The 23,444-nt window shown below is 60.6% G+C and carries 22 protein-coding genes; 9 read left to right on the forward strand and 13 right to left on the reverse strand.

Features of this window, described 5'->3' with window-relative positions:
* Window positions 1–25: 25 nt before the first annotated feature.
* Both KBW81_RS04310 and KBW81_RS04315 read left to right on the forward strand, forming a co-directional pair.
* Window positions 26–1,372 carry an MFS transporter gene (locus KBW81_RS04310; RefSeq protein ID WP_254248466.1) on the forward strand — a complete coding sequence of 449 codons (1,347 nt, stop codon included), beginning with the start codon at window positions 26–28 and terminating at the stop codon, window positions 1,370–1,372.
* Between the two features lie 75 nt (window positions 1,373–1,447).
* Window positions 1,448–2,161, forward strand: coding sequence for an alpha/beta fold hydrolase (locus KBW81_RS04315; RefSeq protein ID WP_254248467.1), 714 nt, complete (start codon window positions 1,448–1,450; stop codon window positions 2,159–2,161).
* A gap of 59 nt (window positions 2,162–2,220) precedes the next feature.
* Here KBW81_RS04315 and phaZ read toward each other — a convergent pair whose 3' ends face one another.
* Entirely contained in the window at window positions 2,221–3,528 is a 1,308-nt protein-coding gene (gene phaZ / locus KBW81_RS04320; RefSeq protein WP_254248468.1) for a polyhydroxyalkanoate depolymerase, read from the reverse strand.
* A 68-nt stretch (window positions 3,529–3,596) separates the two neighbouring features.
* On the opposite strand from phaZ, the gene KBW81_RS04325 reads away from it, so the two are divergent.
* The 4 genes from KBW81_RS04325 (at window position 3,597) to KBW81_RS04340 (ending at window position 7,875) form a co-directional block, all read left to right on the forward strand.
* The gene (locus tag KBW81_RS04325) at window positions 3,597–5,387 is read left to right on the forward strand and encodes a PHA/PHB synthase family protein (RefSeq protein WP_254248469.1); all 1,791 of its coding nucleotides are present in this window, start codon (window positions 3,597–3,599) and stop codon (window positions 5,385–5,387) included.
* A 176-nt stretch (window positions 5,388–5,563) separates the two neighbouring features.
* The gene (locus tag KBW81_RS04330; RefSeq protein ID WP_254248470.1) at window positions 5,564–6,010 is read left to right on the forward strand and encodes a Phasin; all 447 of its coding nucleotides are present in this window, start codon (window positions 5,564–5,566) and stop codon (window positions 6,008–6,010) included.
* A gap of 128 nt (window positions 6,011–6,138) precedes the next feature.
* Entirely contained in the window at window positions 6,139–6,684 is a 546-nt protein-coding gene (phaR, locus tag KBW81_RS04335) for a polyhydroxyalkanoate synthesis repressor PhaR (RefSeq protein WP_090188123.1), read from the forward strand.
* 12 nt (window positions 6,685–6,696) lie between these two features.
* Complete coding sequence (locus KBW81_RS04340; protein WP_254248471.1) at window positions 6,697–7,875, forward strand: hypothetical protein; 1,179 nt, start codon at window positions 6,697–6,699, stop codon at window positions 7,873–7,875.
* Here the strand turns inward: KBW81_RS04340 and KBW81_RS04345 are convergent.
* The 9 genes from KBW81_RS04345 to rlmJ form a co-directional block, all read right to left on the reverse strand.
* Complete coding sequence (locus tag KBW81_RS04345; protein ID WP_254248472.1) at window positions 7,872–9,176, reverse strand: NAD(P)/FAD-dependent oxidoreductase; 1,305 nt, start codon at window positions 9,174–9,176, stop codon at window positions 7,872–7,874. The two genes, KBW81_RS04340 and KBW81_RS04345, sit on opposite strands and share 4 nt — an antisense overlap.
* Window positions 9,177–9,290: 114 nt before the next feature.
* A complete protein-coding gene (locus KBW81_RS04350) occupies window positions 9,291–10,643 on the reverse strand; it encodes a glutamine synthetase family protein (RefSeq protein ID WP_090188129.1) in 1,353 nt (450 codons plus the stop codon).
* Window positions 10,640–11,323 carry a type 1 glutamine amidotransferase gene (locus tag KBW81_RS04355; RefSeq protein WP_254248473.1) on the reverse strand — a complete coding sequence of 228 codons (684 nt, stop codon included), beginning with the start codon at window positions 11,321–11,323 and terminating at the stop codon, window positions 10,640–10,642. The genes KBW81_RS04350 and KBW81_RS04355 overlap by 4 nt, the downstream gene beginning before the upstream one ends.
* A 66-nt stretch (window positions 11,324–11,389) precedes the next feature.
* Window positions 11,390–12,196, reverse strand: a complete 807-nt coding sequence (locus tag KBW81_RS04360; RefSeq protein ID WP_090188134.1) for an ABC transporter permease — start codon at window positions 12,194–12,196, stop codon at window positions 11,390–11,392.
* A complete protein-coding gene (locus tag KBW81_RS04365; protein WP_254249001.1) occupies window positions 12,193–13,077 on the reverse strand; it encodes an ABC transporter permease in 885 nt (294 codons plus the stop codon). The genes KBW81_RS04360 and KBW81_RS04365 overlap by 4 nt, the downstream gene beginning before the upstream one ends.
* A gap of 90 nt (window positions 13,078–13,167) precedes the next feature.
* On the reverse strand, window positions 13,168–13,893 hold the full coding sequence (locus tag KBW81_RS04370; RefSeq protein WP_090188138.1) for a transporter substrate-binding domain-containing protein: 726 nt from the start codon (window positions 13,891–13,893) through the stop codon (window positions 13,168–13,170).
* Between the two features lie 109 nt (window positions 13,894–14,002).
* Entirely contained in the window at window positions 14,003–14,782 is a 780-nt protein-coding gene (locus KBW81_RS04375) for an ABC transporter ATP-binding protein (RefSeq protein ID WP_254248474.1), read from the reverse strand.
* 43 nt (window positions 14,783–14,825) lie between these two features.
* Entirely contained in the window at window positions 14,826–15,260 is a 435-nt protein-coding gene (locus tag KBW81_RS04380; RefSeq protein WP_254248475.1) for a tellurite resistance TerB family protein, read from the reverse strand.
* A gap of 45 nt (window positions 15,261–15,305) precedes the next feature.
* A complete protein-coding gene (gene rlmJ / locus KBW81_RS04385; protein WP_254248476.1) occupies window positions 15,306–16,088 on the reverse strand; it encodes a 23S rRNA (adenine(2030)-N(6))-methyltransferase RlmJ in 783 nt (260 codons plus the stop codon).
* Window positions 16,089–16,190: 102 nt separating this feature from the next.
* Here rlmJ and KBW81_RS04390 point away from each other — a divergent pair, with 102 nt between their 5' ends.
* Complete coding sequence (locus tag KBW81_RS04390; RefSeq protein ID WP_090188143.1) at window positions 16,191–16,952, forward strand: MipA/OmpV family protein; 762 nt, start codon at window positions 16,191–16,193, stop codon at window positions 16,950–16,952.
* 191 nt (window positions 16,953–17,143) lie between these two features.
* On the opposite strand, the gene KBW81_RS04395 is transcribed toward KBW81_RS04390, so the two are convergent.
* Window positions 17,144–18,787, reverse strand: a complete 1,644-nt coding sequence (locus KBW81_RS04395) for a CTP synthase (RefSeq protein WP_254248477.1) — start codon at window positions 18,785–18,787, stop codon at window positions 17,144–17,146.
* A gap of 164 nt (window positions 18,788–18,951) precedes the next feature.
* The gene (gene secG / locus KBW81_RS04400; protein ID WP_254248478.1) at window positions 18,952–19,302 is read right to left on the reverse strand and encodes a preprotein translocase subunit SecG; all 351 of its coding nucleotides are present in this window, start codon (window positions 19,300–19,302) and stop codon (window positions 18,952–18,954) included.
* Window positions 19,303–19,482: 180 nt separating this feature from the next.
* Here secG and KBW81_RS04405 point away from each other — a divergent pair, with 180 nt between their 5' ends.
* Both KBW81_RS04405 and KBW81_RS04410 read left to right on the forward strand, forming a co-directional pair.
* On the forward strand, window positions 19,483–20,778 hold the full coding sequence (locus KBW81_RS04405; protein ID WP_090188151.1) for an adenylosuccinate synthase: 1,296 nt from the start codon (window positions 19,483–19,485) through the stop codon (window positions 20,776–20,778).
* Window positions 20,775–21,011, forward strand: a complete 237-nt coding sequence (locus tag KBW81_RS04410) for a DUF2842 domain-containing protein (RefSeq protein ID WP_090188153.1) — start codon at window positions 20,775–20,777, stop codon at window positions 21,009–21,011. The genes KBW81_RS04405 and KBW81_RS04410 overlap by 4 nt, the downstream gene beginning before the upstream one ends.
* A gap of 76 nt (window positions 21,012–21,087) precedes the next feature.
* On the opposite strand, the gene KBW81_RS04415 is transcribed toward KBW81_RS04410, so the two are convergent.
* Entirely contained in the window at window positions 21,088–23,298 is a 2,211-nt protein-coding gene (locus KBW81_RS04415) for a hypothetical protein (RefSeq protein ID WP_254248479.1), read from the reverse strand.
* Between the last annotated feature and the right edge of the window lie 146 nt (window positions 23,299–23,444).

Consider the following 23,444-nt stretch of genomic DNA (forward strand, 5'->3'; position numbering starts at 1 on the left):
CGTCCGCTGGAACAAGGGGTGGCATATGGCACTAACACGCGGGCAAATGGCGGGCTGGGGCTTAGCAGACATGGGCGTGAACGTCTTTGTCGTGGTCAAGCAGCTGCTGGTTTTCACGTTTCTGACGACGCATCTGGGCGTGCCACCAGCGGTCGCGGGCCTTGTCACCTTTGCGGTGCTGGCCTTCGATGTCGTGACTGATCCGATCGTCGGCTATCTGTCTGATCGCAGCCAAAGCCGCTGGGGCCGCCGCGCCCCGTGGATCGCCGTCGGTGCGGTCATCTTGGCGACCTCCATCGTGTTGATGTTCGCGGTGCCTGCGGGGCTGCCTTGGCAAAGCAATGCCTTATGGGTCACGCTGTTTTTCGGCTTGGCCTCTGTCGGGTTTACCTTTGTTGCAATCCCCTATGGCGCAATGGCGGGGGAAATGACGCAAGACCCGGCCGAACGCTCTGCGATGATGGCCTACCGGATGAGCTTTGCATCGCTTGGGTTGCTGACAGCGGGGGCGCTGGTGCCGGCCTTGGCGGGCAATACGCAGGCCGGATACGCGCGGGCGGTTCTGATCGTGGCCCCTGTTGTGGTGCTGACGATCTGGTGGATGTTGTTGGCGACGCGGCGCGCGCCGCAAATCACGGCACCCGCCAGCGCGGGGTTCACTGCCGTGCTGCGACTGGTCCTTGGCAATCGCCCCTTTGCGATACTCGTCGCGCTTTACGGCGTGCTGACCTTGGGTGTCGCCTTGATCGCGGCAGGGCTGCAATTGGCAGCGCTATATTTGATGACCGATGCGCCGGGGCCGCTGTCGGCGTTGACGGGCGCGCTGGGCATCTTTTCGACCTTGTTTGCGATGTTCATCCTAGGGTCAATCCTGTCGCAATTTCCGTGGGTTTGGGCCAGTGCGCGGTGGGGCAAGATCACGGCGCTGATGCTGGGCCTGATGCTGTATGTCGTTGTTCTGATCGGCGTTTGGCTGTGCTTGCCAGCCAGCGGCGTGACCGCGATGGCCTTGCTGTTCTTGGCAGCGGGGGCGGCAAACGGGGCCTATCAGCAGATCCCTTGGGCGATGTATCCCGATCTGATGGACGTCACCCGCGCCCAGCAAGGGGCCGCGATTGAAGGCGCGTTCAGCGCCGTGTGGCTGTTCGGGCAAAAGGTCGCCAACGCACTGGCACCGCTGGCGCTGGGCCTGATGTTGCAGGCGGCGGGCTGGCAGGCGTCAACGGCGGGTGTTACGGCGCAAAGCGATCAGGCGCTGAACGCGCTGCGCACGGCGCTGACCTTGGTGCCAGCGGCGATCTTTGTGGTTGGCGGGCTGGGTCTGTGGCTGATTTATCGCCCGCTGGCAAAGCATGTGGCAAGCCACCGCTAGCCCCCGCCGCTAAGGGTTGCACCGCCTTGCCCCCGGTGCGATGACGGAAAAAACACGCAAGGGCAGGGCAAAGATATGACGCGCGAACCGCTGGTGATGATTCCGCCAATGCTGTGTGACGCCCGCGTTTTTGCCCCGCTGACGGCCGCCATGTCGGTCGACCATGCGACCTGCATCATGCCGACCACCGGGGGCGACCGGATCGAAGATATCGCAAGCCGCATTCTGGACTGGGCTCCCGCACGCTTTGCGCTGCTGGGGGCGGGCATGGGCGGCTCTGTCGCGCTAGAGGTCATCCGCCGCGCACCGACGCGGGTGTTGCGCATTGCGCTGATGAATTGCACGTCGCAGCCCGAAACGCCGCAAACCTCTGCCGCGAGAGAGCCGCTGATCGTCGCCGCCCGCGCTGGGCGGTTCAAGGACGTCGTCGCGCAGGAAATGCCCGCCGCCTGTTTTGCCGAAGGCCCGCACCGCCGCACGGCGATGGAATGCGTGACCGATATGGCTTGGGCGATGGGGCCAGAGCACTACGTCACGCAGGCCCGCGCCATGCAGCGCCGCCGCGATCAATCCGCGACCCTGCGCCAGATTCGCCAGCCCGCGATGGTGATCTGCGGGGCCGAAGACACGATTTACCCTGTGCGCCGCCACGAATTTATGGCGGAAATGATTCCCTATTCGCGGCTGGAAGTCATCGAAGGCGCTGGCCATCTGCCGATGCTGGAACAGCCAGAGGCAACATTGGCCGTCATGCGCGATTGGATGCGGCAACCGCTTGTGTTGCGATAGGGCAGCAAAAAGCCCCGCCGATTTTCATCGGGCGGGGCTGATTGATAACTTCAGTGCGTTTACTTCGCAGCGGTCTTGGCTGGCATTGCCGTGACATTGCTCGCCTTGGCCTTGGCTGGTTTCGCAGTTTGCGGCGCATCAGCGTTGTCGTCGATGAACTGCAGCACCAGTGGGCGAATGTTTTTGCGCCACTTGCCGCCAGCAAAGATGCCAAAGTGACCTGCGCCCGGCTCTAGGTGAGCGGCTTTTTTGCTGTCGGGCAGGCCTGTCATCAGGGCGAGCGCGGCAAGGCATTGGCCAGGCGCCGAGATATCGTCTTTTTCACCCTCGACCACCTTCACAGCGACCGTGGTGATTGCGCCGATATCGACCTTTTTGCCAGCAACCGTGAAATCATTGCGGGCGATATCGCGGTTTTTAAACACGCGTTCGACTGTGGACAGATAAAATTCGGCAGGCATATCCATGACAGCAAGGTATTCGTCGTAGAATTCATTGTGCTTGTCATGCTCTGACGCTTCGCCCTTGGCCGTCGCGATGATCTGGTCGCGGAAGGCGTTTGTATGCGCTTCGCGGTTCATCGAGATGAAGGAGGACAGCTGCAACAGGCCCGGATAAACCTTGCGGCCCACCCCTTTGAATTTAAATCCAACCTGCTGGATCATCAGCTGTTCCAACTGGCCCATGCTGACGGAATGGCCAAATTCTGTGACCGATGTCGGGTTGGCATCAGGGTCGATTGGACCGCCAATCAAGGTCATCGACCGTGGCTGTGCGCTGGGGTCTTCGGCGGCCAAATAGGCGACGGCGGCCATGGTCAGCGGCGCAGGCTGGCAGACGGCGATGACGTGCAGGTCGGCGCCAAGCTCTTTCATGAAATCAACAAGGTAGAGCGTGTAATCTTCGATATCGAATTTGCCGGAGCTGACAGGGATGTCGCGCGCATTGTGCCAATCGGTGGTATATACGTCGCAATCGGGCAGCAGGGAAATCACGGTCTTTTTCACCAGCGTCGCATAGTGACCCGACATGGGGGCAACCAGCAGCACGCGGCGTTTCTTAGGCTCGCGGCCGCCAACCTTGAAGTGGATCAGGTTGCCAAATGACTTTTCCAACACCGTTTCAATATGAACGATATGGTCCGTGCCGTCAGCGGCGGTTTGCGATGGAATGTTCCAGTCAGGTTTCACGACCATACGGCTGAAGGCACGTTCGGTGACTTCGCCCCAAGCGCCAAGCCAATCCATAAACGGATTGGCCGTCATCGCCATGGCGGGGTAGCTGGCAAAAGCCCGCGCAGTCGACCCAAGCCATTGGTTCGTGTTACGCATGCTTTCCATCATGTCGTAGGTCATCATATACTTCATGTTGGAACGTTCCTGATGTGGTCGCGCAATGAATGCTGCAGCTGCGAAGGTAGGCCGGGGGGAGTGATATGACAACTATTGATATTCATGAAGGTGAAACGAGCCGTAAAGAACTTGACAATTTAGAAAAGAATTTGGCGCGTGTTGATGCTTTGACACAACGTCTGGTTGCAGCGTTGTCCAAAGGGCGGCAGGTGCCGACCGCGCTGCAAGGGCCAAGCAAAGAGCTTTATGCCAAAGCCGCAGGTGCCTATTGGACCGAGATGGTCAACAACCCGGCGAAGCTGATCGAACATCAGCTGTCGTTCTGGTCAAAATCCGTGACCCATTTCGTTGAGGCGCAGGCGCTGCTGGCGCAGGGCCATATCGCCGCGCCAGAGGATAAGACCCCGCCAGATCGCCGCTTTTCCCACGAGCTGTGGCGCACCAATCCCTTTTTCAATTTCGTCAAACAGCAGTACATGATCAACGCCGAGGCGATTACGCAGGCGATTGACGATGTCGAAACGCTGGACCCTGCCGAAAAGAGGCGCCTGCGCTATTTCGGCCAGCAGATCGTCGATCTGTTCAGCCCCACCAACTTTTTGGCCACAAATCCCGAGGCGCTGAGCCTTGCGGTCGAGACGGAGGGCGAATCCCTTGTCAAAGGGCTGGAAAACCTTGTTCGCGACCTAGAGGCGAACAACGGTGATCTGGTGGTCACGCTGGCGGACAAGGACGCCTTTACCGTTGGCGAAAACCTGGCGACTACGCCGGGAGAGGTCGTATTTCGTAACCATCTGTTCGAGTTGATCCAGTACACGCCGACCACCAAGACCGTGTATGAAACACCGCTGGTGATCTTTCCGCCTTGGATCAACAAATACTATATCCTTGATTTGAAGCCCGAAAACTCTTTGATCAAATGGATTGTCGATCAGGGGCATACGCTGTTCGTGGTGTCTTGGGTGAACCCGGACCCCAGCTATGCCGACACTTCGATGACCGATTATATCCAGGACGGGTTCTTGCAGGCGATCAGCACGGTCAAGGCGATCTGCGATGTGCCGCAGATCAATGCCATCGGCTACTGTATCGCGGGTACGACCTTGTCGCTGACGCTGGCCTTGCTGGCGCAGCGCGGTGATGCTTCGGTCAAATCGGCCACCTTGTTCACCGCGCTGACCGACTTCTCCGATCGCGGAGAGGTCGGAGTTTTCTTGGACGAAGACTTTATGAATGGGATTGAGCTTGAGGTCGCCAAGACGGGGATCTTGGACAAATACTACATGTCGCGGACCTTTAGCTTTTTGCGGTCCAACGACCTGATTTATGGGCCTGCGATCAAAAGCTACATGCTGGGCAAGGCTCCGCCTGCCTTTGATCTGCTGTATTGGAACGGCGACGCGACGAACCTGCCGGGCAAGATGGCGCAGCAATATCTACGCGGTCTATGTCAGGACGATAAGTTCGCGAGCGACGGGTTCGACGTTGCCGGCGCGACGGTGCAGATCGGGCAGATCACCCAGCCAATCTGCGCGATTGCTTGCGAAACGGACCACATCGCCGCGTGGAAAAGCTGCTTTCGCGGGGTGCAAAAGATGGGATCGGACGACAAGACCTTTATCCTGTCCGGCTCTGGCCACATCGCAGGCATCGTCAATCCGCCCGCGAAAAAGAAGTACGGTCATTGGCTGAACCCTGATCTGTCGCTTGATCCGGATGCGTGGAAGGATACGGCAAACCAGCAAGAGGGCAGCTGGTGGCCGCATTGGCAGGCGTGGCTTGCGGAAAAATCAGGCGAGATGATTCCCCCCCGCGCACCGGGTTCGCCCAAATTTCCGCCGATTTGCCCGGCACCTGGAACCTATGTGACTTAGGGGCAGTTTGTTTCGCGTATGAATTGTATCGGCATATCAGAGCATTACGCACCTGCAGAAAATCAAAATGCTGCAGTGCGGAAAAAACTTGCAATGCTGCAGTGCAGCATATAGCTTGTTTGTACAGATACAGGCGATGGGAATGACCTTCGCCAACATAGCAAAGGATGCATACCATGGCTAAGACACAAGATTTCACCACCGTTTTCAAGGACATGATGGGTTCTTTCCCAGTCGACACAAAGTCGATGGAAGATGCCTACAAGTCGCAGGCAACTCTGGCCGAAAAGATGTCGACCGTTTCCTTGTCCGCCGCTCAGGAATCCGCACAGCTGTCCGCTAAGTGGGCACAGGACACCCTGACCAAGATGCAGGACATGACCAAGGTCAAGGCAGAGCCAGCAGACTACGCCAAGTCGATGACCGACTTCGCATCGGCCACCGCCGAGTCCGCAGCCGAGCACATGGCCGCTTTCGCTGAGATCGCGAAAAAGGTTCAGACCCAGACGCTGGAACTGATGATGGCCGCTGGCAAGGACATGTCCGAGGACATGACCAACGCTGCGAAAAAAGCGTCCGACGAGATGACAGCCGCTGCTAAAAAAGCAACGACTTCTAAGTAATCCGTCACTGTTGACGAGTATCAGGCGCGCCCTTCGGGGTGCGCCTTTTTGTATCTAGAGTTTTTCTTGTTTGTCTTGCAGTCGCGGCATAGCATTGCTGCACTGCATCATGCTTGGGAGGGCAGACCGTGGCCGCCACCGATAAACCACTGCTGATCAAGCGCTACGCCAGCCGGCGCCTGTATAATACCGAGACCAGCGATTACGTCACGCTGGAAGATATCGCGACTTTTATCCGCGCAGGCCGCGAAGTGCAGATCGTTGATCTGAAATCTGGTGATGACCTGACGCGGCAGTACCTGCTGCAAATCATCGCCGAACACGAAAACCGCGGCGAAAGCGTGCTGGGCGTCGATCTTTTGACCGACCTTGTGCGCGGCTATACCAGCCAAGCCGTATCCGTCGTGCCGCAATTCCTGACCGCCAGCTTCGAGATGCTGCGCGATGGGCAAAGCAAGGCGATGGACAATATGACCAAAACGAACCCGCTGCTGAATATGCCGGGGTTCGAGGCGATGCGCAGCCAGCAATCCGCGTTCTTTAAGGCGATGACCGGTGGGTTGATTCCCGGCGTGTCACGCGAGCCGCAAAAGACGAAGCCTGCGGATGATCTGGAAACGATCAAGGCGCAGCTTGCTGAAATGCAGGACAAGCTGTCCAAGTTGGGCAAGTAAAGGCCCAAGCCAATGATCCTGAATGTCGTCGTGGTGGCGGTCGTCACTGCGATGGCCGCGCTTCTGGCCTCGCGCCGGGTTGCATCCGCCCCGCTGTGGCGCGCGACGACAACGCCGCTCGCGTCAATTATCGGCAGCGGATTTCTGGTGCTGGGGCCGCTGCTGGGCGGGGCATACGGCATCTGGGCGATCTTGGTCATGGCGGTGTTGAACGCTGTGGCTTGGGCCTTTGGTGCGGCGATCCGGCAAAGCATCGCAGACCCGCGCCCATCCCCGCGCCTTGATACGGCGGCGTCGGTGGTGCTGGCCTTCGCCTATGTCATTTCGGTCGCATATTATCTGAACCTGTTCGGTGCCTTCGCCGTCAGCCTGACACCGTTTGATACGGATCTGGCGGCGCGCACGGTGTCGACCGCGGTGTTCCTGTGCGTCCTGATCGTCGGCTGGACCAAAGGCTTTGCCGCGCTGGAACGGATGGAGCAGGTGTCGGTCGGGATTAAACTCGCGATTATCGCGGGACTGCTAACCGGGCTGGCCATCACCTTTGCGCAGCGCGCCGGGGCGGGGACGCTCATTATCGAAACCCAGCATCTGGCGTTTTGGCCTGCAATCACCTTGGGCTTTGGTCTAATCGTGACCGTGCAAGGGTTCGAGACGTCGCGCTTCCTTGGCGAAAGCTATGACGCCCCCATGCGCGTGCGATCGATGAAGCTGGCGCAGCTGACAGCCGCCGCGATCTACATGGTCTATATCATCTTGCTGGTGCCTCTGTTTGCGGCTTCCGAGTACCAGCTGTCGGAAACCGCGATCATCGACATGATGGACGGGGTCGCCCCGGTGTTGCCGCTGCTGCTGGTCGCCGCCGCGCTTGCCGCGCAGTTCAGCGCGGCGGTAGCGGATACCAGCGGATCAGGCGGGCTGATTGCAGAGGTGACGCGCGGACGCGTTGACCCGCGCACAGGTTATGCGGTGCTGGTGGGGCTTGGTATCGTGATGACTTGGACGCTGGATGTGTTCCAGATCATCGCCTTCGCCAGCCGCGCCTTTGCGTTGTACTATACGCTTCAAGCCGTCGTTGCGGCGCAAACGTCGTTAGGCCGGGGTGCCAAGACACGCGCCTTTGGCTGGGCCACCCTTGCGATATTTGGCGCGCTGATCGTCGTGCTGGGCCGCGCGGCAGAGGGCGGTTAGACCCCCAACCTGTCCCGCAGCGCATACCATGTCATCGCCAGCGTCAGCAGCGGGGTGCTGAAACGAGCACCGCCCGGAAAGTTCGGTACTGGCAGCGCTGACATCACGTCAAAGCGCCCGGTCTGCCCAAGGATCGCTTCGGCCATGACGCGACCTGTGAAACCGGACAACGCGACACCGTGGCCGGAAAAACCAGCCCCCGACATCATGTTCGGCGCGACGCGTTGCAGCGCGGGCAGGCGGGTCATCGTGATGCCCAGCGTGCCGCCCCAGACGTAGTCCAGCTTGACCTGCGCCAGTTGTGGAAACAGCGATACCATCCGCGCATGCAGCGCCGGGGCGATGTCTGTGGGAAAGCCGACAGAGTAGCTTTCGCGCCCACCAAACAGCAGGCGGCGGTCTTCGGACAGGCGGTAATAATTCACAACGAACTTGGAATCCGCCACGGCGATATCGCGGGTCAGAACCTCGTCCGCCAGATCGCCCAGCGGCTCTGTCGCGCCGATGAACGAATTGATCGGCATCACGCGGGCGGCGACCTTGCGGTTGATGCCCGGCAAATAGCCGTTGCCTGCCAGAATGACGTGATCCGCTGTCACCACACCGCGCCCGGTCTGCACGCGGGCGGGCGTGCCTTGCTGGATGCAGTGAACTTCTGAACCTTCAAGGATCACAGCGCCCGCAGCCTCTGCCGCGGCGGCAAGGCCAACGGCATAGCGCAGGGGGTGGATATGGGCGGCACCGTTGTCCAGCCAGCCGCCCGCATAGGCATCGGTGCGCACAATGTCATGCAGCCCGTCGCGGTCTAGCGGCGTGATCTTGTCATAGCCGTAGTTGCGCGCCAGAAACTCCGCCTCGGCGTGCAAGTCCTTGCGGCCCTTGTCCGAATAGGTGCCAAAGGCCACGCCCGGTGTCCATTTCGCATCTGGTGCATGGGTGTCGATTAAATCGTGCAGATCGGCCTTGGCCTGTTCCGCGCAGTCCCACAGTGCCCGCGCCGGGCCATCGCCCAGCTTTTTCGCCAGATCAATCTGGTGCCAATTATAGCCTGACCCGACCTGACCGCCATTGCGCCCCGACGCGCCAAAGCCCGCGCGATGCGCCTCTAGCACGATGACCTTGCGCCCAGCTTGCGCCAATCGCAGCGCCGCCGTCAGCCCGGTATAGCCGGCACCGATGATGCAAACGTCAGCTTGTTGGTTACCGCGCAGTGATGGGCGTTGCGGCGGCAAATCGGCCGTCGCTGCATACCAGCTGGCGGGAAATTCACCGGCGGTGTCGTTGCGATACAGTGGGTTCATTCGGCCTCTATTTGCTGTGGCTGGACCTTGTCCCATGTCGTCGCGACGGCCAATGACAGCGCGCCAAGGCAGAACACGAACCCAAGGGCCGCAAGCAGGTTGCGTTTCATCCGATCAGACATTGAGCAACAGATGTTCACGTTCCCAAGGGCTGATGACCTGTAGAAACTCGTTATATTCTGCATGCTTGACGATGGAATAGACGCGGGCGAATTCCTCGCCTAGCACGGCTTGCATCTCTTTCGCTCCGTCGAACAGCTCTAGCGCGGCATATAGGCCCTGCGGAATCGCATCCTCGGCCTCGTAGGCGTCGCCTTGGAAACGTTTGTCGGGCCAAATCTCGTTTTTCATGCCCAAATAACCGCAGGCCAACGATGCCGCGATGCACAGGTAGGGATTGCAATCCATACCAGCCAGACGGTTTTCCACGCGCCGCGCCTCTGGCGGGGAAATCGGAATCCGGATGCCTGTCGTGCGGTTGTCGCGGCCCCATTCAAGGTTAATCGGCGCGGCGTGGTCACGCACATAGCGGCGATAGCTGTTCACATACGGCGCGATCACGGCGATCACGCTTGGCATATGTTCTTGCAAACCGCCGATGAAGTGAAAGAAGTCGTCGGTCTCTCCGCCCTGCGGGCCGGTAAAGATGTTGCGGCCTTTGCGGTCCAGTACAGAGTGGTGGACGTGCATCGCGCTGCCCGGCTCGCCCTCGATCGGTTTGGCCATAAAGGTCGCGGTGCAGTTATGCTTCAACGCCGCCTCGCGCAGCAGGCGTTTGAAAAAGAACACCTCGTCCGCCAGCTTGACCGGATCGCCGTGGCGCAGGTTGATTTCAAGCTGACCAGCGCCGCCTTCTTGGGTGATGCCGTCGATCTCGATCCCTTGGATTTCGGCGTATTCATAGATGTCGTCGATCACCGGGCCATAATCGTCCACGGCGGACATGGAATAGGCCTGCCGCGCCGCAGCGGGGCGGCCTGTGCGGCCCATCATCGGTTCAATCGGCTTGGCGGGGTCGATGTTGCGGCCCACCAGATAGAATTCCATTTCCGGCGCGACGACGGGCGTCCAGCCTTCGGCTTTGTACAGGTCGACGACGCGTTTCAGCACGTTGCGCGGGCTGCATCCAACTGGGCGGCCCTTTTGATCAAAGGCATCGTGGATCACCTGCAATGTGCCGTCTTTTGTCCACGGCGCGGCAGTCGCGGTGGACATGTCAGGGCGGAGGATCATGTCAGGCTCTAAGAAGCCTTCGGGGCCAGCAGCCTCGCCCCATTCACCGGTGATGGTCTGAAAAAAGATCGAGTTTGGCAGGTGGAAATGCGCCTGCTTTTCCCATTTCGAGGCGGGCACAGCCTTGCCGCGGGCGATGCCGGGCAGGTCGGCGATGACGCATTCGACCTCGTCCAAGCGGTTGTTTTCCAGATAGACGCGCGCGGCCTCTGGGATCGCATCCATCCAAGTCATGTCAGGCTCCGGGTTTTGAAAAAGCGGGTCATCTGATCCGCGATCCGGTGGTTGTCGATGGGCATCGTCGCGGCCGCGCGGGCTGCTGTCAGCAGCGGATCTGGCACAACCCCTTCGCCGCGTTCATCGCCAAGGCGCTTGGTAAAGGCGTTTTCGAACTCTGGATGCGCCTGAACTGTGAAAATCCGGTCGCCGTAAACCAGCGCTGCGTTTTCGCAAAAGTCATTGGTGGCGACAATCTCTGCGCCGTCGGGGCGCTGTGTCACCTGATCCTGATGCCATGCATTCAGCGCGACAGTGTCGCCCTGCCAGTCATAGGTCTGCCGCCCGACAGCCCAGCCGCCGGGAAACTTTTCGACGCGGCCGCCCAAGGCCTGCGCGATAATCTGGTGGCCAAAGCAAATCCCGACCATCGGCGCGCCAGCGGCATAGGCGTCGCGGATAAAGATTTCCAGCGGCGCGATAAACGGGTGATCCTCGTAGGCACCGTGCTTTGATCCGGTCAGCAGCCAACCGTCGGCGGCGTGAACGTCTGCCGGGAACTGCATATCGACGACGTCATAGGTTTCGAATTCGAACCCCTGATCGCCCAGCAGCTGCTTGAACAGATCCGCGTAGTCGCCCGTGTCCGGCCGCATCGCATCTGGTGCGTGCCCGGTCTGCAAAATTCCGATTTTCATGGATCACCTGCTATTAATGTTGGTAATCTAGGACGCCGTGTCCGCCCGTGCAAGCGGGCCATTTGTCTAGCGAATAATCTGGGGCCGGATCCGCAGCCGCTTGCGTTTTTCCTGCGGCAAGTGGCGGTTCAGACGGGCGTTGATCAGGCCAAAGGACGTGATGACGATCAGCGTCAGGATGATGAAATAGCCCGCAAGGATCGGGTAGGGGACGAAGGGGTTGAAGGTCTTATCGGCGAAGTAATTGGCGTAATACAGCGCGTCGCCCCGCTGTTGCAGCGCCGGAAAGCCAGAGAAGTAGACCAGCGTCGTGGCGTGAAACAAAAAGATCGCCTCGTTCGTGTAGGCGGGCCAGGCCAGCCGCAGCATCGTCGGCCAGATCACGCGGCGGAACCGCGACCAGCCGGACAGGCCGTAGGCGTCTGCCGCCTCTGTGTCGCCTTTGGGGATCGACAGCAGCGCGCCGTAGAAAATCTCGGCGGAATAGGCGGCGGTGTTAAAGAACAGCACGACCAGCGCGCCCGCCCAAGCGGATGTAAACATGCCGAAGACCGGTGCCACGCTTTTGAGCGAGAGGAACAGGAAATAGGCAAAGAAGAACTGGATGAACAGCGGCGAGCCGCGAAAGATGAAGATGAACCATTCCGACACTTTACGCAGCACAGTGTGGCGCGAGGCTTTGCCAAGTGCTAGGGCAGTCGCCAGCACAAAGCCTGCCGCCAGCGCGAAGATGCCGAAATAGATGTTCCAGATCATGCCAGAGCCGATCAGCGTGAACTGCTGGCACAAGGTGAAATCGGATCGCGGCAAAAGCCGCTCGCCTATGCCAAGGCTGCGCAAACCGTAGTCGGCGATGGTTTGAATACAGCTCATCCGGCGGCCTTTCGCTGCGCTTCACCGCCAGCGGTGGCTTGGCCGCGGGTCAGGCGGGCCATGACGCGGCTTAGCACAACTTCGGAAACTTTGGTCAGCGCGAGGTAGAACACCAAAAGCGCGCCAAAATACCACATGCGCCAGTCGCTGTGGGGGTAGTCGGTGAAATTGGGGGTCTTGGTGCTGCCAAGCTCGCGCGCCCAATAGACGATATCTTCGACGCCCAGCAGGAACAGCAGCGGGGTCGCCTTGATCAGGACCATCCACAGGTTCGACAGGCCGGGCAGGGCATAGACCCACATCTGCGGCACCAGCACGCGGCGGGTGACTTGGCGGCGGGTCATGCCATAAGCCTCTGCCGTTTCCAGCTGGCCGCGCGGCACGGCGCGCATGGCACCGAACATCACGTTGGCCGCGAAAGCGCCGAAGACGATGGAAAAGGTCAGGACCGCAAGGCCGAAGCCGTAAGTTTCATGCACCCACTGCGCCGCATTGCCGAGCGGCATCTTGGCCTGTTGGCAGACGACAAAGTCGTTGCCCTGCCGCACAGGTTCGGTCCAATCGGGGCACAGCACCTTTTGGCGCAGGTATTCGATGCCCTGATCCAGTGCGATGACGAAGAATAAGAAAAACGCGATATCTGGTACGCCGCGCACGACGGCCATGTAGGTTTTGCCAAACCAGCGGATTGGCGCGATCTGGCTGCGCGCGGCAGAGGCCCCGCCATAGCCGAACAGCAGCGCCACAGGTGCGGTGATCGCCAGCAGCAAAAGCACCGTACCGACGGACCAATAGATGCCCATATGCTTGCCTGTGGTCAGGTAGCAAGAGAGCCACGTCAGGCCAGATAAGCTGGCGGGATCTGTGCAATAGCTAAAGATGGCGCCGATCCTTGACGTTGGTATGTGAGTATTTTTGGCAAGATGATGGGGATGCGCCGCGCCCAAGTACGGGGGCGCGGCGCCTGATTTTTAGAACGTGGCAGAGCCCGGCAGCATGTCGGTGATCAGCGTGTTCAAGGTGCCATCAGCCTTCATGGACTGGATCGCAGCGTCGAACTTTGTTTTCAGCTCTGCGTCGCTTTCGCGCAGGCCAAGGCCAATGCCGCCACCGATCAGGACGTCTTCGCCCATCATGTTCAGATCGCCGTCAGCTTCTGCGATTGGCAGCAAGAAGGCTTTGTCGGCCAGAACAGCGTCAGCTTCGCCGTTGCGCACGGCGGCGACGGCCTCTTCTGGGGTTGCGAATTCCAGCAAGGTCGCGCCGGGCAGTTCGGACGCGACATAGCCGGCCTGAATTGTGCCGGACTGGGCGGACACAACAGCGGAAGCCAGATCAACACCGTCGGTCATCGACACGAATGCGCTGGGATCGGGCTGGGTATAAGGGTCGGAGAAATCGATGACTTCGTCACGCTCTGGCGTGATCGACATGCCGGCCATGATGACATCGTAGTTGCCGGACACGAGGTTCGGAATGATGCTGTCCCAGTCGTTGGTGACCCATGTGCAGTTCAGCTCAGCGCGCTTGCACAGCTCGTCGCCCAGAACGCGCTCGAAGCCGTCGACTTCGCCAGCGTCGTTGATGAAGTTATACGGAGGGTAGGCGCCTTCGGTGCCCATGCGCACGACGTCCTGCGCCATGGCGGACCCGGCCAGCAGTGCGAAGGCTGCTGTGGTGAGTGTTAGTTTATTCATTGTCGTCTCCCGTTGGATGGGGCGGCGTTGCGCCCCGTTGATCGGACGGAGGGTTATGCGAAACCCGCAAAATGGCAAGCGTGAATAGGCTGACGCTAGGTCAGGTGGCCTAGGCGGGCAAGGTGGCAGATAGAAAGCCGCGCAGGCGGTCGGTTTGCGGGTTCGTAAACAGATCTCCGGGCGCGCCTTGTTCCTCGATCACGCCTTGGTGCAGGAACACGACGTGGTCGGATACATCGGCGGCCATGCGCATATCGTGGGTCACGATCAGCATGGTGCGGCCTTCTTCGGCCAGCGCTTGGATGACGCGCACGACTTCTTGTTCCAGTTCCGGGTCCAGCGCAGATGTGGGTTCATCGAACAGCAGCGCCTTTGGCTCCATGCACAGGGCGCGGGCGATGGCGGCGCGCTGTTGCTGGCCGCCGGACAACATGGCGGGGTAGGCGTCTGCTTTGTCGCCGATGCCGACCTTGTCCAGATAGCGGCGGGCGGCGTCTTCGACCTCTACCCGGTCGCGTTTCAGCACGGTCAGCGGCGCTTCCATCACGTTTTGCAGAATCGTCATATGCGCCCAGAGGTTGAACTGCTGGAACACCATCGACAGATTCGTGCGGATACGGATCATTTGGGCATGATCGGCAGGGCGGCGGTTCAACCCCGTGCCTTTCCATTTCACCGGCTCGCCGTCAAAGATGATATCGCCTTGCTGGCTGTCTTCCAAAAGGTTGGCGCAGCGCAGCAGGGTGGATTTCCCCGACCCGGACGAGCCGATCAGGGACACGACATGACCTGCAGGCGCGGTGATATCCACGCCTTTCAACACTTCTAGGTTGCCGTAAGCCTTGTGCAGGTTGCGGATCGCGATGACGGGTGTTTGTGCGGTATTCATGGGGGACGATATGGCCGCAAAACCCATATGAATGCAACGGGCCTTAGCCCGCGTTTTCGATTCTACGGCGCGCGGCGTTGCTGTCTTGGTCCGTGACGCCCAGCATTGGGGCAACCATGCGCATGATGCTGTCTTCTTGCGCGTCGCGTTCGCCGTCGGCCAGCACGATCTGCCACATGGCATCAATCACCGCGAGGCGGTCGTCGTAATCCACCGCATCCTTGATCGCGCGGGTAAAGCGGACGGTGTCGGGGGCCTCGGCCTCTAGCGCCTCGCATTGCGTGCGCAGGTCGCCGGCGTCGGACAGGCCGTAGCGGCGGCGCAGGATCGCCTCGATCCGGGATTTTTCGATTGGGTCGTAGTGACCATCCGCCCGCGCCAAACGGACAAGCAAAGCACCCAGCGCAAGGCGGGCGTCGGCGTCGGGGATACGGTCGGGGGCGGGGGCGGTCATGCGCCGGATCAGATCTGCAAACATGAGGTGGTTATAGAGCCGGCGCAGAGGTTCGGAAAGGGTCGGGCGTCAGGTCTGTGGCTGCACCCGCGCAAAAAGCCGTGACAAGGCGTTGGCTTCATCAACGAAACCGTAGGGCGGATTGATGACAAACATGCCCGATCCCACCATGCCATGCCCCGGCCGCGCAGGCGGAAAGTTCACGGTGTGGGATATCGCGTCAGGAAATTGGCGATGCAGCGCGCGCAGCATCGGCTTGTGCCGCGCATCGGTCAGCACGGGATACCACAGCGCCAGAATACCCACGGGCCAGCGGCGGTGCAGCTTGCGCAGGAATTCGGGGATATCCTCGTATTCGGTCTTCACCTCCCAACTGGGATCACACAGCAGCAGGCCGCGGCGCGGATCTGGGGGGCAGCGCGACAGGGCCATGGCAAGCCCGTCGGACTGGGTCACGGTGATGCCGGGCAGGGCGGCGCGCAGGGCCTCTGCCTCTGCTGGGTGAAGTTCGGCAAGGGTCACGTTGTCCTCGAACCGCAGCGTATCAAGCGCGATCTGCGGGCTGCCGGGATAGATGTGCGGGCCATGGCGTTCGCGGCTTTTCGCCAGCGCGCGCGCATAGGGATGATCCTTGGCAAACCAGCCTTGCGCCAATGCGATGCCCTGCGCGGCCTCGCCGGTTTTCACCGCCTCGGGGCTGCGCAAATCATAGACCGCACGCCCTGCGTGGGTTTCCAGATAGGACAAGGGTTTGGGTTTTTGGATCATGTAATCCAGCATCCAAGCAAGCAGCGCGTGCTTGTGGACATCGGCCATGTTTCCGGCGTGGTAGGCGTGTTGATATGAAAGCATCACATTGCCCTAACCTGTTCGGGTGGGGCCGTGAAGCCTTGTTGCACAAAGCATTGGTGCTAGAGTGCGAACAATTACACCTCTTTCCCAGAAAGTCTTCGCATGTTGTCCTCTCGCTTGCTGTCCGCCGCGCTGGTTACGGCGCTTTTGCCCGTCGCTGCTGCGGCCCAGAACACCCTGTCGATCGGCCTAGGCCCACAATCGGCCCCCAGCTACTTCGGCTCTTCCGAGAACGAGACAAGCCTGACGGGTGCGTTCAGCATCCAAGAGCTAAACTTTGGCCCGCTGAGCCTCGGCGGATCTGAGGGCGGCACAGCGCAGGGCTTTGGCTTTGCAGCCTCCGTCCGTTTCATCGGAGAGCGCAGCGGCGCTGAGTATTCCGAGCTGGCCGGCACCGAGACGATCGACGCCGCACTGGAGCTGGGTGGCGGTCTGACCTACACCGCAGACAACTTTTACGTCTTCGCGCTGGCACGCAAAGGCGTGACCGGCCACGACGCGCTGGTTGGCGAACTTGGCGCTGATGCGATCTATCGCCCGTCCGCCCCGGTCGAGTTGCGCGTCGGACCGCGGTTCTTTTTCGGCGATGATGAATACGCCCAGCAGTATTTCGGCGTGACCGCCGCAGAGGCCGCAGAGGCCGGTAACGGCAACACCCTGACCGCATACAACGCCAAAGGCGGCCTGCTGTCCCAAGGCATCGAGGCGAGCGCGTCCTATGCGTTTTCCGAGGATTGGGGTCTGACCGGCACCGTGCGCTATGAAGAGTTCGCAAACGACGCGGCTGACAGCCCCATCGTTCAGCAGGGCAGCGACAATGCGACGACCGCTAGTGTGCTGGTGACCCGCCGCTTTAGCTTCTGAAGCGACGGCTATTGAATTGAAAAAGGCGCGTCCTGCGGGGCGCGCCTTTTTTTGTGCTTTGTGTCGGGCATATCGTGGGCGAGTGAGGATCGACCCTGCTCCGCCAGGCCGATCCGTGGGGGCTTTGCCCCCATACCCCCAAGGTATTTTTGACCAGAAGAAAGGACCGCGATCACGTCGCGACGGAGGGCTTAGACCAAGCGCGAATTTTCAACCGCGGCGCGGATGAAGTCGGCAAAGAGGGGGTGGGGCGCGAAGGGCTTGGATTTCAGTTCCGGGTGGAACTGCACGCCGATGAACCAAGGGTGGTCTTTCCATTCGACGATTTCCGGCAGCTTGCCGTCGGGCGACATGCCGGTAAAGCACAAGCCAGTTGCCTCAAGCTGTTCGCGGTATTTGGTGTCAACCTCGTAGCGGTGGCGATGACGTTCTTCGATCGTGGTGGTGCCGTAAATTTCGGCAACTTTAGAGCCTTCGCGCAGGGTCGCATTATAGGCGCCAAGGCGCATGGTGCCGCCTTTGGCGTCGCTGGATTTGCGGGCGACTGTCTTGTTGCCCTGCACCCATTCTTTCAGGTGATAGACGACAGGCTCAAATCGTTTAACGCCAGCCTCGTGGTCGAACTCTTCGGATCCGGCAGTGGTCAGGCCAGCAACGTTGCGCGCAGCCTCAATCACGGCCATTTGCATGCCAAGGCAGATGCCGAGGTAAGGCACGCCTTTTTCGCGGGCAAATTGCGCCGCCTTGATCTTGCCTTCGGTGCCGCGTTCGCCAAAGCCGCCGGGGACAAGGATCGCGTGGAAACCTTCAAGGTAGGGCGCGGCGTCTTCGCGGTCGAAAAGCTCGGCGTCGACCCAGTCGATGCGGACTTTCACCCGGTTCGCCATGCCGCCATGAGTCAGCGCCTCGGCGATGGATTTATAAGCGTCTTCAAGCTGGGTGTACTTGCCAACGATGGCAACGCGCACTTCGCCTTCGGGGTTGTGAATACGGTCAGCGACGTCATGCCAGACCGTCAGGTTCGGCGCGGGCGCGGGGGCAATGCCAAAGGCGTCCAGCACAGCTTGGTCAAGGCCCTGCGCGTGATAGGCGAGGGGGGCTTCGTAGATTGATTTCAGGTCATAGGCCGCAATGACGGCGTCCTTGCGGACGTTGCAGAACAGACCGATTTTTTCGCGTTCCCGCTCTGGGATCGGATGCTCTGACCGGCAGACCAGAACGTCAGGGGCGATGCCAATGCTACGCAATTCTTTGACAGAGTGCTGCGTCGGTTTGGTCTTCAACTCTCCGCTCGCGGCCAGATAGGGCAGCAGGGTCAGGTGCATAAAGATGCACTGCCCGCGCGGCTTGTCTTGGGAAAACTGGCGGATGGCTTCAAAGAACGGCAGCCCTTCGATGTCGCCGACAGTGCCGCCGATCTCGCAAAGCATAAAATCGACTTCGTCTTCGCCAATAGAGATGAAGTCTTTGATTTCATTCGTGACGTGGGGGATGACCTGAATGGTCTTGCCCAGATAATCGCCGCGGCGTTCCTTTTCCAGAACCGTGGAATAGACCCGGCCAGAGCTGATAGAATCGGTCATGCGGGCTGCAACGCCGGTAAAGCGTTCGTAGTGGCCAAGATCGAGGTCGGTTTCCGCGCCATCGTCGGTCACAAAGACTTCGCCATGTTCAAACGGCGACATCGTGCCCGGATCGACGTTCAGATACGGGTCTAGCTTGCGCAGACGGACCGTATAGCCGCGCGCCTGCAGCAGCGATCCCAGTGCGGCAGAGGCCAGGCCCTTGCCTAGCGACGACACAACCCCGCCCGTGATAAAGATGAAACGTGCCATGGAAGGGCCCCCGTGTGTGTCAATAATTCAGACCTGCGATCCAGCTTTGGATCGCATCATCACGGGATTGACGGATAGCCGAAACAGGCCCCCACGTGCAACCCGTGACGCAATATTTTGATTAACCGGCCCGAGGGCCGGCCAAGTGTTGTGGTATCAGTGGCTTAGTTGCCTGATGGCACCAGCGGCGCATCACTTGCTGACGGCGGCAACAGATTGTCGCCCAGACCGGATGATGCTGGCGCATCAGCGGCCGGCGCATCCTGCAGGCGGTCAACGACCGATGCACCTGCCGCGTTTTCGGCGGCAATGATTGTCAGCGCGATTGATGTGGCAATAAACCCAAGCGCCAAAATCCATGTGACTTTGCCCATGGCAGTCGGGGCCGGGCGCCCAGTGGACGCGCCGCCACCACCGCCAATGCCCAATCCGCCGCCTTCAGAGCGTTGCAAAAGGACTGTGCCGATCAGCGACAGTGCAAGGATCAAGTGAATGACGAGGACGACGTTTTCCATGTAGGACGGGCCTGCGGGTTGTCTGCGGTTCGGCGCTATCTATGCCGTTGGCCCCCATGCCGCAACCCCAAAGGCCGCCGCGCGAAAGGTACATCCGCGCGCAGCTTTGCTTTTTCGGTTTCATGCCTGCCCCAAGGCGCATATAGCGGACAGCGGAATTTCCGTAATAGGACAAGTATCATGGCAAACGTTGTCGTCGTTGGCGCCCAGTGGGGCGACGAAGGTAAAGGCAAGATCGTTGATTGGCTGAGCGAGCGCGCCGATGTCGTCGCCCGCTTTCAAGGGGGGCACAATGCGGGCCATACCCTTGTGATCGATGGCAAGGTCTACAAACTGCACGCGCTGCCCAGCGGCGTTGTCCGCGGCGGCAAGCTGAGCGTCATCGGCAATGGTGTCGTTCTTGACCCTTGGCACCTGCTGAAAGAGATCGAGACGATCCGCGCGCAGGGCGTTGATATTAATCCAGAAAACCTGATGATCGCGGAAAATACACCGCTGATTCTGCCGTTCCACGGTGAACTTGACCGCGCCCGCGAAAATCAGGCCAGCGTCGCCAAGATCGGCACCACCGGCCGCGGCATCGGGCCGTGCTATGAAGATAAGGTCGGCCGCCGCGTTGTTCGGGTTGCCGATCTGGCCGATCCGGCCACACTTGAACTGCGCATTGACCGCGCGCTGGTGCACCACGATGCGCTGCGCCGGGGTCTGGGCCTAGAGCCGATCGACCGGGACGAGGTGCTGGCGCAGCTGCGAGAGATCGCGCCTGCGATTCTTGCTTACGCGGCCCCCGTCTGGAAAGTGCTGAACGACAAGCGCAAAGAGGGGAAGCGGATCCTGTTTGAAGGCGCGCAAGGCGCGCTGCTGGACATCGACTTTGGCACCTATCCCTTTGTGACCTCGTCCAACGTGATCGCGGGCCAAGCTGCGACTGGTACGGGCGTCGGACCGGGCGCGATTGATTTCGTGCTGGGCATCGTCAAAGCCTATACCACGCGCGTCGGTGAAGGCCCGTTCCCCACCGAACTGCTGGACGCCGACGGCGAAAAGCTGGGCCAGCGCGGCCATGAATTCGGGACCACCACGGGCCGCAAGCGGCGCTGCGGCTGGTTTGACGCGGCCCTTGTGCGTCAGACCTGCGCGACCTCTGGCGTGTCAGGCATTTCCCTGACCAAGCTGGATGTGCTGGACGGGTTTGAGACGCTGAAAATCTGCACTGGTTACGATCTGGACGGCACCGTGCTGGACTATCTGCCGACCGCCGCAGACCAACAGGCACGTTGCAAGCCGATCTACGAAGAAATGCCCGGCTGGTCCGAATCGACCGAAGGGGCCCGGTCGTGGAACGATCTGCCTGCGCAGGCGATCAAATACGTCCGCCGCATCGAAGAGCTGATTGATTGCCCCGTCGCGCTTGTGTCGACCTCGCCAGAGCGTGAGGACACGATCCTTGTCACCGACCCGTTCGCCGCACGATGAACGGCTGGTTCGCCAATCTAAGCTACAAGGCGCGCAAACGCTGGGCGCTGCTGATTTTGGTGCTGGGTTTGCCGACTTACATGATTGTCGCCGTGACCATCACGTCGACGCTGGACAGGCCATCGTTCCTCCTTGAACTGGCGATCTACGTCGGTCTTGGCATTCTGTGGGCCTATCCGTTCCGCAGCATATTCAAAGGGATAGGTCAGGCCGATCCGGACGAAAAAGACTGATTTCAATCGGTCACTGACATGAAAAAAGGCGGGGGTTTTCACCCCCGCCTTTTTGTTTGTGCATCTGCCGGGCAGGTTAGCTGCCGACGGCCATTGCCTCTGGCTTGAACCGGATCCGTTCAGATACGGCAAAGCGGCCATTGCGGACCCGCTCGATCCGGCCTTGGCGCAGCAAGGTGCCAAAGGACCGCAGACCGTCTTCGCGAGAGAAGTCCTCTGACACAGTCTGGCGCACCTTTTGCATGATATGCGGACGAGAGAAGTCCTCCGAGCCTTCCACAAATGCGGTGTAGGCGGCAGCGGCTTCCAGCAGGTCCTGCAGGCTTGTCGCGCCCATATTCTCTGCAAACTCGGCAAAGTTGCCGGCCTCTTGGGTGGGCGCAGGGGCGGCGGTTGCCACGCGGCGCGGTTGGACCGGGCCGTCGGCCTTGTCCTGCGCCAGTTCCTTTTCCAGATCGACACGCTGGCTTGGCACCAACTTCAGCGGAGCAGGACGGGCGCGTTCGCCGCGATCGGATGTGCCTTCGGCACGCGGGGCACGCCGGGGGCGGACAACCTGATCCAGATCTTCGCGGAACACATCCTCTGCTTCGGCCCGCTTGTCACCGGTTTCACCCAGTTGGCGTGCCGCCTCTGTCGCGGCGACAGCAGCCTTCAGCTGGGCAATCGCATTGCGGCGACGGCTTGCTTCTGGATCGGCCAGCTCTTCGTTCGCTTGCGACATAATCCGCGACATTTCTGCCTCTGACGTGTCGGGCAGCGGGTCGCGGCGCAGCTTGTGTGTCGTTTCTGCGGCTGGGGCGGCTTCCACTTCTGATGTGGGTTCCACTTCTGGCGCGGTATCGGTGTCGGCATCATCCTCATGGCGCAGGGCCGCAAGGGTGCGCTGCAGATCGGCCTCGTCATCGTCGGACAGGGTGCTATCCGCAGCCTGCGTATCGAAATCCGACATATCATCTGCGTCATCAAGCATCATCGTCGATGCCGCATCATCGCGGTCGTCGGACAGCTCAGCCGTGTCATCAACGGCTTCATCCAGATCAGCTACGTCGACCTGCGCTTGCGGCGCGTCTTGCGTTGCAGCCATCATCGCCGCAACCGAGGTTGACGCGGCAGAGGCATCGTCGTCCTCTTTCGGCGTAGCCTGATCCGCGGCTTCCGACTTTTCAGTTGCCAGCTGTGCAATATCCGCAGCGGTCAGCGTCGCGACAGCCTCAGTTGCCTCAACCGGGCGCTGGCGACGTGTGACGCGCAGAATGCGGCCACGTGGCGCAGCAGGAGCGGTGGCCGCTTCTGCCTCTTCGGGGGACGCATCTGCTTGCGTTGTACGCAGGCCCGCGCGCTGCAGATTGCGCAGAACGGCACTGATCTGATCGTCAGTCTCGTCCGCCTCGGCGGTGGGTGCCGCGTCTGGCTCAGCTTCGTCTGGCTTAGCTTCTGCCACAGGTGCAGACGCTTCAACTTCCGCCGTATCCGTTTCCGCATCGTCCTGGTCCAAAGACGTCGCCTCGTCGCCGGATACATCAGCGTCGCTGGTGTCATCCGCAACGATATCGTCCGTCTCAGGTTCGGCCTCAGCGACGGCTTCTACCGCAGCTGTTTCGGCTTTTGGCGCAGGCTCTGCCGTTTCGACTGGTGTTTCCAGTTGATCGGGCGCGCCAGCCACCGGGGCCGTCTCTTCCAGATCCTCTACAAAGGCAGAGGGTGCACTGGCGGGGTTCACGCCGCCGACGACCGCACGGATGCGCTGCAGCTTGGCTGCGACACTTTCCGAATCGGGATGGGCAGGGGGCTCGGTGCGGGGTGCGGCGGGCTGTGCCACAGCCTCGACCGGGGCTGCATCGCGGGCCGCTGCAATTGCCTTTTCACGCATGGTGTCCGTTTCAACCGGACGGCGCGGCGCGGGGGGCATGACGGGCGATTCGTCGCTGTCAGCCGCGGTCGCATCGGCTGTGGGCGCATCGACTGCTGCTGGTGCATCCGCAACGCTTGGCGCGGCGACTTCAGCCTGCACGGGTGCAGGTGCAGGTGCAGGCGTCGGCGCTGCCGGGGTTGGTGCGGGTGCAGGCGCGGCAGCTGCCATCGGCGCTGCAACCTGCATCGGCACTGCGGCCGGTTCAGAGGCGCGCAAAACAATGCCCGTCTCGCTTGATCGCACATCAACACGGCGCGAAATCTCGCGCTCTGCGATCCGCGTCAGCATTTCTGCATCGGGGGTAGGGGGTTCAGCCCCAAAATAACGGTCCCCTGCGGCCAGATCGCGGAAATATTCTGCAATCGCCTTCATCGTAGAGAAGGAATCTTCAAATCCCTCCAACGTGCACGAAAAGGTGCCATAGGAAACGGTAAGAATCTTGCTCGACTCAACCATGATTTCGCTCGCTTTTTGCCAGTCCTAGTGACAGCCTGTTTACCAGCAATTGGTTCGCAAAT

This window comes from Loktanella salsilacus (assembly GCF_024206795.1).
Lineage (GTDB): Bacteria > Pseudomonadota > Alphaproteobacteria > Rhodobacterales > Rhodobacteraceae > Loktanella > Loktanella salsilacus.